Consider the following 14,661-nt stretch of genomic DNA (forward strand, 5'->3'; position numbering starts at 1 on the left):
GCGGCAACCCTGCCAGGAGGCGGCCCGATGTTGACTCCGCTCGGCTATCTTCAGCGCCTCAGGCTGCGTACCCGGCTGGTGCTCGGCTTCGGCGGCATCCTCCTGCTCGCCCTGTTTCTCGGCCTCTACGGCCTGCACGTACAGCGCCAGCAGATCGAACAGATCAACGTGATCTACGAGAAGGAGATGCTCGGCCTCTCGCACATCGAGGCGGCCCGGGTTGCCCTCGCGGGGATGGGGCGCAGCATTCGCCAGTTCGTCCTGGCATCAGACGAAAACGGCCGGGCCCAGGCGGTCAAGCAGTTCAACGAAGTCCGCAGCAACCTGCGCGAGGAAATCGAACTGGCGCGCCCGCTCATCTACCGTACCGCGGCCCAGCAGGGGCTGGTGCGCTTCGAAGCCGCCTACGAGGAGTACCAGGACCAGATCAAGCACGTGCTGGAGCTCAACGATCAGCCGATCCGCCACGGCCAGTCCACCGACCTGGGCGCCATCGCCCTGCTCTCCTCCACCGCGCTGCAACGGCCGGGCGAGGTAGCCAACCAGGCGCTGGCCGAGGTAGCTCAGGTCAAGCGCCAGGGCGCCGATCTGGAAGTGAACCTGGCCACGGAGCGCTTCTACCGCAGCGTCCAGCTGACCATCTGGCTGCTGGTGCTGGGCCTGGGCGGCGGCGCGCTGTTCGGCATTCTGATCAGCCAGTCGATCCGCCGGCCGGCCGACCAGCTGCGGTTCTCGGTGGATGCCCTGAGCAAGGGCGAGCTGGATGTGCAGGTACCCTTCCAGGATTACCCCAACGAGGTCGGCGAGATGGCGCGGGCGATCACGGCCCTGCAATCGGAAGCCCGGCAGATGGCCGACCAGCGCTGGGTCAAGACCGAGTTGGCAACGCTCAGCGGGCAGATGCAGGCCGTCGCCGGCACCACGCAGCTGGGCGATGCCGCCCTGTCATCGCTGGCGCTCCCCCTGGCGCTGCGCCGCGCGTCATTGCATGTGCATGAGGAGCAGAGCGCCGAGCTGCTCCTGCTGGGCAGCTATGCCGCCCCGCAGGACCTGCCGCAGCGCGTCCCCATGGGGCAGGGGTTGATCGGACAATGCGCGCGGCAGCGGGAACCGATCCGCCTGTCCTTGCCCGAGCGCAGCGTCGAAGGCGAATACGCCTTGCCGCTGTACCTCGAAGTGCTGCCGCTGATCCACGGTGAACGCCTGGTCGGCGTGCTGGCCCTGGAGCTGATGCAGCCGCCCGGCGCAAGCCAGCGCGCGCTGCTCGAAGAGTTCCTGCCGCTGCTGGCGATGAACCTGGAAATCCTCGAACGCACCTCGCGCACCGAGCAGTTGCTCAAGGAGACCCTGAGCCAGGCGGAACTGATGGAGCAGCAGGCTGCTGCCCTGCAGGAAAGCGAAAAACGCCTGCAGTACATCCTCGACTGCAGTCCGGTCAGCGTGGCCATCGCCACCCGCGACCGCCTGCACCTGGTGAATCCGGCGTTCGTCGAGAACTTCGGCCTGAAGGTCGGCGATGCCGCGGTCGGCCTCTATGTCGAGCGGGCCGACCGCGAGGCGGTGTGGAACGACATGCTGGCGGGCGAGCAGATGATCGAGCGCGAGGTGCGCATGTACGACAGCCGCGGTGGCGAGCGCGACATCCTCGCCACCTACCTGCCCGTGCTCCATCATGGCGAGCCCGCCGTGCTCGCCTGGCTCTACGACATCACCGCGCGCAAGCTGGTGGAGCAGCAGACGCGCCGCGCCAAGGAGCTGGCCGAGGATGCGACGCGTGCCAAGAGCGAGTTCCTCGCCAACATGAGTCACGAAATCCGCACACCGATGAACGTCATCATCGGCATGAGCAGCCTCGCCCTGAAAAGCGGGCTGAACCCGCGCCAGCACAACTACGTGCAGAAGGTCCACCGCTCCGCCGAGGGCCTGCTGGGAATCATCAACGACATCCTCGACTTCTCCAAGATCGAGGCCGGCATGATGACCGTGGAGCACGTCGAATTCCGCCTGGAAGACGTGCTGGAGCAGTTCACCGCGCTGGTCGGTTTCAAGGCCGAGGAAAGGTCGCTCGAACTGCTGTTCCAGCTCGACCAGCGCCTGCCCACTTCTCTGGAGGGCGACCCGCTGCGACTGGGGCAGGTCCTGCTGAACCTGGGCAACAATGCGGTGAAGTTCACCGAGCAGGGGGAGATCGTCCTGGGCATCGAGCCGGTGATGATCGGCAGCGGCGACGCCGAACTGCACTTCTGGCTGCGCGACACCGGCATCGGCATGACCGCCGAGCAGTGCGGCCGCATGTTCCAGTCGTTCATCCAGGCCGACACCTCCACGTCGCGGCGCTATGGCGGTACCGGGCTGGGACTGTCGATCTCCAGGAGCCTGGTGGAACTGATGGGCGGACGCATCTGGGTGGAAAGCGAACCGGGCAAGGGCTCGGTGTTCCACTTCCACGCACACTTCGGCATTCCCGAGACTGCCGCACCAAGGCGCATGCTGCGCGCTGACGAACTGCTCGGGGTGCGCGCCCTGGTGGTCGACGACAACGCCTCGGCTCGCGAGATCCTCTCGGGGATGGCGATCAGCTACGGGCTGGAGGTGGACGTCGCACGCAACGGCAGCGAAGCACTGGAATGGATCAGCGAGGCCGAACATCGCCAGTTGCCCTACCACCTGGTGCTGGTGGACTGGCAGATGCCGGGCATGGACGGCATCGAGGTGGTCGCACGCCTGCACGATGGCCACTGCGAAAACGTCCCGGCGGTGATCATGGTCACCGCCTTCGGCCGCGAGGAAGCACTGGAGGCCGCCCAGCAGCGCGGCGTCGAACTGGGCACGGTGCTGACCAAACCGGTGACACCCTCCACCCTGCTGGAATCGATCAACATCGCCCTGGGCAAGCAGAGCGTGGTCGAGCCGCGCAGCCGCGAACGCCAGAGTGCCACCGACGAAGCCCTGGCCCGGGTCGCCGGCAGCCGGGTGTTGCTGGTGGAGGACAACGAACTGAACCAGGAACTGGCGATGGAGTTGCTGGGAGATGCCGGTATCGAGGTGGTGCTGGCCTGCAACGGCCAGGAAGCGCTGGACCGGCTGGCCGTCGACAGGCGTTTCGACTGCGTGCTGATGGACTGCCAGATGCCGGTGCTCGACGGCTACGCGGCCACCCAGGCGCTGCGCCGGCGCCCGGAGCTGGCGCAACTGCCGATCATCGCCATGACTGCCAACAACATGGCCGGCGATCGCGAACTGGCGCTGGCGGCCGGCATGAACGACCACATCGCCAAGCCCATCGACCCGCCCGCGATGTTCCTCACCCTGTCGCGCTGGATCGAGCCGCGGCAGCACCCGGAAACCGCGAGCGCGCCGACCGCACCGCCGGCCGGCCGCTTCGACCTGCCTGGTATCGACAGCCGCGCCGGGCTGGCGACCTGCGCTGGCAAGGCAGCCCTCTACGAACGCCTCCTGCAGCGCTTCCGCACCAGCTACCGGGACTTCGTCGACGAATTCCGCGCCCTGGATACTGCGAGCGACCCGACAGCTCGCCGCCGTGCGGCCCATACCTTGCGTGGTGCGGCCGCCAATATCGGCGCCCTGGCGCTGGCCAGGTCCGCCACGGTACTGGAAGACGCCTGCCAGGGGCCTTCGCCGGAAGAGCTGATCTCGCGACTGCTGTTCGATGTACAGGCGCAGCTGGAGACAGTGCTGACGAGCCTGGAGACTCTCGGCGCCGTGCCGGCCGCAGAGCCGCCGGCCGCCGCCATGCCCGAGGAGCAGATCGCCGCACTCCTCAAGCAGCTGCACGCCTTGCTGGAGGACAGCGATACCGGCGCCGGCGAGCTGATCGGGCGTCTGGGCAGCGCCTTCCCGGACGCGCCCCGCGCCGCGCTGCTGCGGGAGATCACCGAAGCCGTCGAAGGCTTCGACTACGAGCGCGCCCTGGAACAGCTGCAGCGGCTGCTGGACGCGACGCCAGAGCCCCTGCAGCCGCCAGCCTGAGCCGGCGGCCTCAGAGCGTCCGGATCGAGGTGCTGATGGCCCGCGCGCACTCGATGGCCGCCGGCGCCAGGCGGCGTTCGGCGTCCTCGCGGGTCCAGCGGCTGGTGGGCGCCACCACGTGCACCGAAGCCACCGGCCGCCCCTGGCTGTTGCGCACCGGGGCGGCCACCGCCATGTCGCCGAGGAACAGCTCCTCGCTGTTGATCGCATAGCCCTTGCGGCGAATCTCGGCGATCTCCGCGAGGATTTCCTCCAGCGAAGTGCGGGTGTACTGGGTGTGGCTCGACAGGTCGCTGCCCTGCAGCAGCTCGAGCACCTCGTCATCGCTCAGCGCACTGAGGAAGGCGCGGCCCGAGGCGGTGCAGTACATGGGAATGCGGCTGCCGATGGGCAGGTGGATCGGGATGAATTTCGGCCCGACGAAGCGCGCCACGTAGAGCATGTCGGTGCGTACCGGCTCGGTGAGGTTGGTGGTCTCGCCAGTAGTCTGCGCCAGCTCGGCGAGGAAGGGATTGGCGACGTCCACCAGGGTGTCGGCGGCGAGGTAGTTGTAGCCGATCTCCATCACCTGCGGGGTCAGCTGGAAGCGCTTGGTCTGCGGGTGCTTGCTGACGTACCCCAGCGCTTCGAGCGTGTGGATCATCCGCTGCGCCGAGCTCTTGGTGATGTCGGCGGCCTCGGCCACCTCGGCCAGGTTCATGGTGCGATTGCTCGCATTGAATCCGCGCAGCACGGCCAGGCCCTTTTCCAGCGACTGATTGAACAGGCTGTTTTCGTTGTCACTCATGTCTCGTCCTTGGCAAGGAACTCGCCTTTATCAGGCATTGAATATCGATATGCGATATTTATAAATCTCTTTACGATTCTTGTAAATCATTTATATTGCAGCCAACGCCTCCTGCCGATACTCGAGGCCATCCATAACGCATAAAGACAACAATCCGCGTCAAATGGGAGTTCACCAATGCATCCTCGCCTCCGCGTGTTTTCCTGCGCCCTCGCGCTCGTCGCCAGCTGCGCTGCATCTTTCGCCGCCCAGGCCGAACCTCTGAAAGTCGGGGCTACCGCCACCGGCGTGCCCTTCACCTTCCTCGACGTCAAGACCAACAGCATCCAGGGCATGATGGTCGACTCCGCCCAGGCCGTGGCCAAGGCCGGCGGCTTCGAGGTGGAAATCGCCCAGACCACCTTCGCCGCGCTGATTCCTTCGCTCACCGCGAAGAAGATCGACCTGATCTCCGCCGCCATGCTGCGCACGCCCGAACGGGAGAAGGTGGTGCAGTACTCCGACCCGGTGTTCGAATACGGCGAGGGCCTGGTGGTACGCGCCGACGACGACAAGGCCTACACCAGCATGGATGACTTCAAGGGCGAAGTGGTCGGCGCCCAGGTCGGCACCATCTTCATCGACAAGCTCAACCAGCGCGGCATCTTCAAGGAAGTGCGCGGCTACGACTCCCTCGCCGACCTCACCCGCGACCTCGCGCTGGGCCGCATCAAGGCCGGCTTCGGCGACCACCCGATCCTCGCCTACCAGATGGCCAAGGGCACGCTGAAGAAAGTCCGCCTGGTGGACAGCTACCAGCCGCAGATCAAGGGCGAAGTCTGCCTGATCCTGCGCCAGGGCGACCCGCAGCTGCTCGCCCAGGTCAACCAGGGCATCGCCAGCATCAAGGCCGACGGCACCCTCGCCGCCATCATCGGCAAGTGGCACCTGGACTGACGTCCGCCCTTCCTCACGCCGCTACCAAGACTTACCCGTACCTTTCGCCGGCCCCCGCGCCCGGTGAAGGGTAACGGCCGCCCTCAGATTCACGCTCACGGACACCTCCCATGTTTCTCCAGAATGCTCTGGACTTCCTGCCCATTCTCCTGAGTGGCGCGGTGGTCACCGTGCAGGTCACGATTGCGTCCTTCCTGCTCAGCTCGCTCATCGGCCTGGCCTTCGCCCTGATGATGGTGTCGAAAGTCCGCGCCGTGGCGCTGTTCGGCATCTCCGTGGTCAACGTGATCCGCGGCCTGCCGATCATCGTGCAGCTGTTCTACATCTACTTCGTGCTGCCGGACTTCGGCGTGCAGCTTTCCGCCATGCAGGCCGGCATCATCGGCCTGGGCATCGCCTACTCGGCGTACCAGGCGGAGAACTTCCGCGCCGGCATCCAGGCCATCCAGCAGGGCCAGATCGAAGCCGCCGAGTCACTGGGCATGCGCGGTCCGATGATCATGCGCCGGGTGGTGCTGCCGCAGGCCTTCCGCATCGCCCTGCCGCCCTACGGCAACACCCTGGTGATGATGCTCAAGGACTCCTCGCTGGTGTCCACCATCACCGTGGCCGAGATGACCCGCGCCGGCCAGCTGATCGCCTCCTCGACCTTCGAGAACATGACCGTCTACACCCTGGTCGCCCTGCTCTACCTGGCCCTGAGCCTGCCGCTGTCGTACGCCCTGCGCCGCCTCGAAGCGCGCATCGCCACGAGGAAGAAAGCATGATCCGTATCCAGTCGCTGCACAAAAGCTACGGCAGCACCCGCGTTCTCGAAGGCATCGATCTGTCGGTGGACAGCGGCCAGGTGGTGTGCCTGATCGGCCCGTCCGGCTCGGGCAAGTCCACCCTGCTGCGCTGCATCAACGGTCTGGAAACCTACGAGGGTGGCGACATCCTGGTCGGGCAGGAGCGCGTCGACCGCCACGCCCACTCCATCCATGAAATCCGCACCCAGGTGGCGATGGTGTTCCAGCGCTTCAACCTGTTCCCCCACCGCACGGCCTTGCAGAACGTGATGGAAGGCCCGGTCTACGTGAAGAAGGAACGCCCGGACGAAGCCCGCGCGCACGCCCGCGCCCTGCTGGAAAAGGTCGGCCTGAGCCACCGCATGGACGCCTACCCGGACGAACTCTCCGGCGGCCAGCAGCAGCGCGTGGCCATCGCCCGTGCCCTGGCCATGCGGCCGAAGGCAATTCTCTTCGACGAGCCAACCTCGGCGCTGGACCCGGAACTGGTGGGCGAAGTGCTGGCAGTGATGCGCAAGCTGGCCGACGAAGGCATGACCATGGTGGTGGTGACCCACGAGATGGGCTTCGCCCGCGAAGTGGCGGACAAGGTGTGCTTCCTCTATGGCGGGCGCATCGTCGAGGAAGGCGCGGCCAAGGATGTGCTCGGCGCGCCGAGCCAGCCGCGCACCCAGGAATTCCTCCGCCGTCTGCTCAACACCGATGGGGGCCAGGCATGAACGCCCAGCCCCTGGCACTGCCGCCCTCGCTCTGGGCAGCCACTGCGAACGCCGGCCCGGCCACGCCGGCGCTGGCTGAGAACAAGCAGGTCGACGTCGCCATCGTCGGCGCCGGCTACACCGGGCTGGTCACCGCCCTGCACCTGGCCCGCAACGGCGTGCGGGTCTGCGTGCTGGATGCCGGCGAGCCGGGCTGGGGCGCTTCCGGGCGCAACGGCGGGCAGGTGATCCCCGGCCTCAAGCATGACCCGGATGACCTGCGCCGGATGTTCGGCGGCGACAAGGCCGAGCGCCTGATCGAAGTCGCCGGCGGTGCGGCCGATGAAGTCTTCGAGCTGATCCGCCGCTACGACATCGACTGCGAAGCCACCCGCAAGGGCTGGATCCAGCCCGCCGCCTCGCCGGCCGCCCTGCGCGCCATCGAGAAGCGCGCCGAACAATGGCGCCAGCGCGGCGTGCCGGTGGAGATGCTGGACAAATCCAGCGTCGCACAACGCATCGGCAGCAATGACTACCTCGGCGCCTGGGTCGACCCGCGCGCCGGCAGCGTCCAGCCGCTGAGCTACGTGCGCGGGCTGGCCCGTGCTGCGCTGAACGAAGGCGCTGCTGTCCACGGCCATACCCGTGTGAGTGACCTGCGTCGTCACGGCAGCGGCTGGCAACTCGGCACCGACAGTGGGCACAGCGTGACCGCCGAACGGCTGATCCTCGCCACCAACGGCTACACCGATGACCTCTGGCCGAAACTGCGGCAGACGGTGATCGCCGCCAACAGCTTCATCGTCGCCACCAGGCCCCTGCCGGACCACCTGCGGCGCAGCGTGCTGCCCAATGGCGAAGTCTGCTCGGATGCGCGGCGGCTGCTGCTGTACTTCAAGCAGGACGCCCGTGGCCGGCTGTTGCTGGGCGGTCGCGGGCCGTTCGCCGAGCCGCGTTCGCCCGGCGACTGGCTGCACCTCAAGCGCTCGCTGCTGGGGCTGTTCCCGCAGCTGGCCGAGGTCGAGTTCGAGTACCAGTGGAGTGGCCGCGTGGCGCTGACCCCGGACTTCATGCCGCGGCTGCACGAACCGGCGCCGAACCTGAGCATCCTGCTGGGCTACAACGGTCGCGGCATCGCCATGGCGTCCACCCTCGGCCGGCACCTGGCGGAACGCCTGCTGGACCGTGAGAAGGACTTCCCCTTCCCGGTCACGCCGGTACGGCCGATTCCTTTCCACGGCCTGCAGCGCCTGTACCTGGGCGTGGGTATCGCCTGGTACCGCCTGCTCGACGCCGTTCTCTGACGAGTCCCGGCCTGACGCCTTGTCAGGCCGGACTGCCTTCCTGCAGCGCCGCCAGGTAAGCGCGTGGCGGCTGCCCGGTGTGCTCGCGGAAGCAGCGGTAGAACACCGACAGCGAATTGAAGCCCACGGCGAACGCCAGTTCATCGATGCGCGCTGCCGGCTCCTCGCGCAGGCGCTCCAGCAGATGGCCGATGCGCGCCTGGTTCAGGTAGCGGTAGAAGCTCTGCCCGAGCACCTGGTTGAGCAGGTAGGAAATCTGGTTGCGCGTGTAGCCGGTCGCCCGCGCCAGGCGTTCCAGGTCCATCTCCGGGTCAAGATAAGGATGGGCGCTGCCGAAGTAGGATTCGATATCCAGCAGCATCTTCCCCACCTGGGCGGAGTTCAGGCCCAGGCGGCGCTGGTCCTTGACGCCCTCCTCGCGCTGCTCGCGCACTGGCGTGGCGTACTCGTGGACGCGCCAGATCAGCCCGTCGCGCACGGTGATCGCCTCGCTGGCACGGAACGAGGCCAGCCGGCTGCTGCGCCGCAGCGTCAGGCGCGAACGGTACTGGATGAACGCGGTGTCGCCATCGGCGCGAATCTGGTCGATGTGCTCGATATGGTGCTGCGGGCTGCGCGGCATCGCTGTGCGGATGTAGCCGGGCAGTTCGCTGGCGGGGATTTCCAGGTCGTTGTAGAAGTCGCAGTACTGCACCTGCGGATGGAACATCGCCAGCACGCCCTCGACGTCGCGGTTCATCCAGCACTGGTGGTAGCGCGTGACCACTTCGCGGGTGCGCTCGGTTTCATCGTTCATGGTTTTCCCTCCGCCTGGGCCGCAGCGTAAGGCGCAGGCTGCGCGCTGCACAGTGCCGCGGGTCCGCAGCAGCATCGCCGATTCCGCCCGTGCACGGAAGAACGACGCAAAGCCGCGCCGCGCCTAGTTTTCGGCCAGGGCCGAAAACAACAGAACAAGGCCCGTTTCCCACCTGCCGATCGCATTGGCGCCGCGCTAGCCGGCGTCCTCCAGGAGTGAAGATGAACAAGCGTGCTTTGGGTTGTCTGGCCGGCCTGCTGGCCGGTGCCGCGTTGCCGGTGCTGGCGGCGCCGCAAGAGGTGCATTTCGCCAACTGGGCCGACTACATCGGGCCGACCGTACTGGCGGACTTCCAGAAGGAAACCGGAATCAAGGTGGTGCTCGACGCCTTCGAATCCGACGAAGTGCTGGAAGCCAAGCTGCTCACCGGGCATTCCGGCTTCGATGTGGTGGTGCCCTCGGCGGACTTCCTCGCCCGCCAGCTCAAGGCCGGCGTCTACCGTCCGCTGGACGACGCGCTGCTGCCCAACCGCAAGAACCTCGACCCCGACCTGCTGGCCCGCGTGGCCCAGTCCGACCCGGGCAACCGCTTCGCCGTGCCCTACCTCTGGGGCACCGTCGGCATCGGCTACAACCCGGTCAAGGTCAAGGCCGCGCTGGGCGCCGACGCGCCGCTGGACTCCTGGGACCTGGTGTTCAAGCCGGAGAACCTGGCCAGGCTCAAGGGCTGCGGCGTGGCCTTCCTCGACTCGCCGGCGAAGATCCTGCCGCTGGCCCTGCACTACCTGGGCAAGGACCCGAACAGCAACAACCCGGCGGACTACGAAGCCGGCACCAGGCTGCTGGAAAGCCTGAAGTCCTCGGTCACCTACTTCAGCTCCACCAAGTACATCGCCGACCTCGCCAACAGCAACATCTGCGTGGCCATCGGCTTCTCCGGCGACGTGCTGCAGGCGCAGAAGACCGCACAGGAAGCCGGCGGCTCGGTGGACGTCGAGTACAGCGTGCCGAAGGAAGGCACCAACATCTGGTTCGACAACCTGGCCATCCCCAAGGACGCGCGCAACCCCGAGGGTGCCCATGCCTTCATCAACTACCTGATGCGCCCGGACGTGATCGCCAGGACCAGCGACTACCTGCACTACGCCAACGCCAACGTGCCGGCCAAGGCGCTGATGGACCCGAAAGTCCGCGAAAATCCGGCGGTCTACCCCAACGCCGAACTGGTCAAGGGCATGTACGTCAGCCTGCCGCCGAGCCCGTCGATCCTGCGCCTGATCACCCGCAACTGGAGCCGGATCAAGTCCGGGGTCTGATTCCCGACACCTCCACTTCTTCGCAACAGCCCCGGCCGCCCCTGGCGCCCGGGGCTGTTCTGCATTCGAACGGGCGCCTTTTTCACGGCGATTCCCAAGCCTTGCGGAAAGTGGATAGAACGCGGTCGTGCCTCCGGCCGACACTAGCCTCGCTGGCAGCAACACGCTGCACGTGCACCCATTACAAAATCCCCCTTTTATAAAATCAAAAAAACGCCCGAGGCTTGTATGACCACCCCCGCCGAGCAACTGGAGCAACGGCTGAAGCAACAGAAAATCACCGAAGTCGAATGCGTGGTGAGCGATCTCACCGGCATCGCCCGCGGCAAGATTTCCCCCACCAACAAGTTCCTCGGCGAAGGGGGCATGCGACTCCCCGAAAGTGTCCTGCTGCAGACCGTCACCGGCGACTTCGTCGACGACGACATCTACTACGACCTGCTCGACGAAGCGGACATCGATATGGTCTGCAAGCCCGACCCGGACGCCATCTACCTGGTGCCCTGGGCGCTGGAACCGACCGCGATGGTCATCCACGACACCTTCGACAAGGTCGGCAACCCCATCGAACTCTCCCCGCGCAACGTGCTCAAGCGCGTGCTCAAGCTCTATGCCGACAAGGGCTGGAGCCCGGTGGTGGCGCCGGAGATGGAGTTCTACCTGACCAAGCGCAGCAGCGACCCGGACTTCCCGCTGGAAGCCCCCGTGGGCCGCTCGGGCCGCCCGGAAAGTGGCCGCCAGAGCTTCTCCATCGACGCTGCCAACGAATTCGACCCGCTGTTCGAAGACGTCTACGACTGGTGCGAACTGCAGGGCCTGGACCTGGACACACTGATCCACGAGGACGGCCCGGCGCAGATGGAAATCAACTTCCGTCACGGCGACGCACTGAGCCTGGCCGACCAGATCATCGTGTTCAAGCGCACCATGCGCGAAGCCGCGCTCAAGCATGACGTCAGCGCCACCTTCATGGCCAAGCCGATCACCGACGAGCCCGGCAGCGCCATGCACATCCACCAGAGCGTGCTGGACATCGCCACCGGCAAGAACATCTTCGCCGCCGAAGACGGCAGCATGAGCCAGCTGTTCCTGCACTACATCGGCGGCCTGCAGAAGTACATCCCGAAGATGCTGCCGATGTTCGCGCCCAACGTGAACTCCTTCCGCCGCTTCCTGCCAGACACCTCCGCGCCGGTGAACGTCGAATGGGGCGAAGAGAACCGCACCGTGGGCCTGCGCGTCCCCGCCGCCCCGCCGATCGCCATGCGCGTGGAAAACCGCCTGCCGGGCGCCGACGCCAACCCCTACCTGGCGCTGGCCGCCAGCCTGCTGTGTGGCTACCTGGGCATGATCGAGCAGATCAACCCCAGCGCCGCCGTCCAGGGCCGCGCCTACGAGCGCCGCAACCTGCGCCTGCCGATCACCATCGAGGACGCGCTGCAGCAGATGGAAGACTGCGACGTACTCAAGGAATTCCTCGGCGAGAAATTCGTCCAGGGCTATGTGGCGGTCAAGCGCACCGAGCACGAGAACTTCAAGCGCGTGATCAGTTCCTGGGAGCGTGAGTTCCTCCTGCTGAGCGTCTGATTCCGCTTCACCGACTTCACAACAACAATTCGGGAGTCCCCATGAGACTGCTGCGCACCCTTGCGCCCTTCGCCCTGGCAGCCCTTACCTCGGCCGCACACGCTGCACCAACGGTCAGCATCTACAACTGGACCGACTACATCGCCCCGGACACCCTCGCCGGCTTCCAGAAGACCACCGGGATCAAGCCGGTGTACGACGTCTTCGACTCCAACGAGACCCTGGAAGGCAAGCTGCTGGCCGGCCGTTCCGGCTACGACGTGGTGGTGCCGTCCAATCACTTCCTGACCCGTCAGGTGCAGGCCGGCGTGTTCCTCGAACTCGACCGCAGCCAGCTGCCGAACTGGAAGCACCTGGACCCGGTACTGCTCAAGCTGCTGGAACAGAACGACCCGGGCAACAAGCACTCGGTGCCCTACCTGTGGGGTACCAACGGCATCGGCTACAACGTCGCCAAGGTCAAGGAAGTGCTGGGCGTCGACAAGATCGACTCCTGGTCGGTGCTGTTCGAGCCGGAGAACATCAAGAAGCTCCAGGCGTGCGGCGTGGCCTTCATGGATTCGCCCGACGAGATGATCCCCTCGGTGCTCAACTACCTGGGCCTGGATCCCAACAGCACCAACCCGGCGGACTATCCCAAGGCCGAGGCCAAGCTGGTGGCGGTGCGCCCGTACGTCACCTACTTCCACTCCTCCAAGTACATCTCGGACCTGGCCAACGGCAACATCTGCGTGGCCTTCGGCTACTCCGGCGACGTCTTCCAGGCCGCCGCCCGCGCCAAGGAGGCCAAGAACGGCATCGAGATCGCCTACAGCATTCCCAAGGAAGGCGCGAACCTGTGGTTCGACCTGATGGCGATTCCGTCCGACGCCGGCCATCCGGAGCAGGCCCTGGCGTTCATCAACTATGTCCTCGATCCAAAGGTGATCGCCGGCATCAGCGAATACGTCGGCTACCCCAGCGCCAACGCTGACGCCAAGACCCTGCTGCCCGAGGAAATGCAGAACAACCCCGAGGTCTACCCGAGCCAGGCCGTGCTCGACAAGCTGTACATCGCCAAGGCGCCGCCGCCCAAGATCATGCGCCTGATGACCCGCAGCTGGAGCAAGATCAAGTTCAACCAATGAAACGAGAAAGCGCCATGAAGCACACCGAGGAGCACGCCGCGTCCTACTACGCCGCGACCGCCCGCGACCGTCAGCAGTACCCTTCCCTCGCGGGGGAGGTGCGTGCGGATGTCTGCGTGATCGGCGGCGGCTTCACCGGCGTGAACGCGGCCCTGGAGCTGGCCCGCAAGGGCCACTCCGTGGTGCTGCTGGAAGCCCGGCGCATCGGCTGGGGCGCCAGCGGGCGCAATGGCGGGCAGCTGATCCGTGGCATCGGCCACGACGTCAGCGGCTTCGCCAAATACGTCGGCGAGGAAGGCGTGCACTACCTCGAGCAGGCGGGTGTCGATTCGGTGGCCCTGGTCGCCGAGCGCATCCGTGAGCTGGATATCGAGTGCGACCTGCGCTGGGGCTTCTGCGAGCTGGCCAATACCCCGGCGCAGTACACCGCGATGGTCCGCGAGCAGGAGTCGCTGAGCACCTCGGACTACCCGCACGAGACCCGTCTGGTGCCGCCGGAGCGCATGCGCGAAGTGGTCGCCAGCGACCTCTATGCGGGCGGGCACATCGACATGGGCTCGGGCCACCTGCATCCGCTCGACCTGGTGAAGGGCGAGGCGCGCGCGGCCAAGGCCTTCGGTGCGCAGATCTTCGAGCAGAGCCCGGTGCTGCGCATCGAGCACGGCACCACTGCCGTGGTGCACTGCGCCCAGGGCCGCGTACTGGCAAAGACCCTGGTGCTCGGCTGCAACGCGCACCTGGAGGAGCTGGAACCCAGGCTCACCGGCAAGGTACTGCCCGCCGGTAGCTACGTGGTGACGACCGAGCCACTGTCCGAGGAACTGGCAGCGCAGCTGATCCCGCAGAACATGGCGCTGTGCGACCAGAAGGTGGGGCTGGACTACTACCGCCTGACGGCCGACCGCCGCCTGCTGTTCGGCGGCGCCTGCCACTACTCCGGGCGCGACCCGGCGGACATCGGTGCCTACATGCGGCCAAAGGTGCTCAAGGTGTTCCCGCAGCTGCAGCAGGTGAAGCTCGACTACCAGTGGGGTGGCATGATCGGCATCACCGCCAATCGCTTCCCCCAGGTCGGCCGGCTGAAGAGCCACCCCAACGTGTACTTCGCCCAGGGCTATTCCGGCCACGGGCTGAACGTCACGCACTGGTCGGCCAGGCTGCTCGCCGAAGCCATCCACCAGGGCGAAAGCAAGGGACTGGACCTGTTCAGCGCCGTGCCGCACCTGACCTTCCCCGGAGGCAAACTGCTGCGCTCGCCGCTGCTGGCACTGGGCATGGCATGGTATCGGGTGCGGGAATTGCTGGGCTGATCGGCGTCGCCGGATGCCAATC

General features: G+C 66.3%; 11 protein-coding genes. 9 read left to right on the top strand and 2 right to left on the bottom strand.

Going from position 1 to position 14,661, the window contains the following annotated elements:
• Positions 1 to 27 precede the first annotated feature (27 nt).
• Positions 28 to 3,990, top strand: a complete 3,963-nt coding sequence (locus tag J2T47_RS19690) for a hybrid sensor histidine kinase/response regulator (RefSeq protein ID WP_253450496.1) — start codon at positions 28 to 30, stop codon at positions 3,988 to 3,990.
• Positions 3,991 to 4,000: 10 nt separating this feature from the next.
• Here the strand turns inward: J2T47_RS19690 and J2T47_RS19695 are convergent, their stop codons facing one another.
• Positions 4,001 to 4,777: an IclR family transcriptional regulator gene (locus J2T47_RS19695; RefSeq protein ID WP_253450500.1), complete on the bottom strand. Its 777-nt coding sequence runs from the start codon at positions 4,775 to 4,777 to the stop codon at positions 4,001 to 4,003.
• Between the two features lie 177 nt (positions 4,778 to 4,954).
• On the opposite strand from J2T47_RS19695, the gene J2T47_RS19700 reads away from it, so the two are divergent.
• The 4 genes from J2T47_RS19700 (at position 4,955) to J2T47_RS19715 (ending at position 8,503) form a co-directional block, all read left to right on the top strand.
• Entirely contained in the window at positions 4,955 to 5,713 is a 759-nt protein-coding gene (locus J2T47_RS19700) for an ABC transporter substrate-binding protein (protein ID WP_253450502.1), read from the top strand.
• Between the two features lie 110 nt (positions 5,714 to 5,823).
• Positions 5,824 to 6,480, top strand: a complete 657-nt coding sequence (locus tag J2T47_RS19705) for an amino acid ABC transporter permease (RefSeq protein ID WP_081516969.1) — start codon at positions 5,824 to 5,826, stop codon at positions 6,478 to 6,480.
• On the top strand, positions 6,477 to 7,220 hold the full coding sequence (locus J2T47_RS19710) for an amino acid ABC transporter ATP-binding protein (protein ID WP_253450505.1): 744 nt from the start codon (positions 6,477 to 6,479) through the stop codon (positions 7,218 to 7,220). Before J2T47_RS19705 ends, J2T47_RS19710 begins: the two co-directional genes overlap by 4 nt.
• Complete coding sequence (locus J2T47_RS19715) at positions 7,217 to 8,503, top strand: NAD(P)/FAD-dependent oxidoreductase (RefSeq protein ID WP_253450508.1); 1,287 nt, start codon at positions 7,217 to 7,219, stop codon at positions 8,501 to 8,503. Before J2T47_RS19710 ends, J2T47_RS19715 begins: the two co-directional genes overlap by 4 nt.
• Positions 8,504 to 8,525: 22 nt before the next feature.
• On the opposite strand, the gene J2T47_RS19720 is transcribed toward J2T47_RS19715, so the two are convergent.
• On the bottom strand, positions 8,526 to 9,299 hold the full coding sequence (locus J2T47_RS19720) for an AraC family transcriptional regulator (RefSeq protein WP_253450511.1): 774 nt from the start codon (positions 9,297 to 9,299) through the stop codon (positions 8,526 to 8,528).
• A gap of 221 nt (positions 9,300 to 9,520) precedes the next feature.
• Between J2T47_RS19720 and J2T47_RS19725 the strand changes: the two genes are divergently transcribed.
• The 4 genes from J2T47_RS19725 to J2T47_RS19740 all read left to right on the top strand — a co-directional run bounded on the left by J2T47_RS19725 (position 9,521) and on the right by J2T47_RS19740 (position 14,639).
• Entirely contained in the window at positions 9,521 to 10,615 is a 1,095-nt protein-coding gene (locus J2T47_RS19725; protein WP_253450516.1) for a polyamine ABC transporter substrate-binding protein, read from the top strand.
• Positions 10,616 to 10,843: 228 nt separating this feature from the next.
• On the top strand, positions 10,844 to 12,202 hold the full coding sequence (locus tag J2T47_RS19730; protein ID WP_253450519.1) for a glutamine synthetase family protein: 1,359 nt from the start codon (positions 10,844 to 10,846) through the stop codon (positions 12,200 to 12,202).
• 41 nt (positions 12,203 to 12,243) lie between these two features.
• Complete coding sequence (locus tag J2T47_RS19735; protein ID WP_253450522.1) at positions 12,244 to 13,329, top strand: polyamine ABC transporter substrate-binding protein; 1,086 nt, start codon at positions 12,244 to 12,246, stop codon at positions 13,327 to 13,329.
• Positions 13,330 to 13,343: 14 nt separating this feature from the next.
• Positions 13,344 to 14,639, top strand: coding sequence for an NAD(P)/FAD-dependent oxidoreductase (locus J2T47_RS19740; protein ID WP_253450525.1), 1,296 nt, complete (start codon positions 13,344 to 13,346; stop codon positions 14,637 to 14,639).
• Positions 14,640 to 14,661 lie beyond the last annotated feature (22 nt).

Origin of the sequence: Pseudomonas nitroreducens (assembly GCF_024170165.1) — a bacterium.
Taxonomy (GTDB): domain Bacteria; phylum Pseudomonadota; class Gammaproteobacteria; order Pseudomonadales; family Pseudomonadaceae; genus Pseudomonas; species Pseudomonas nitroreducens_C.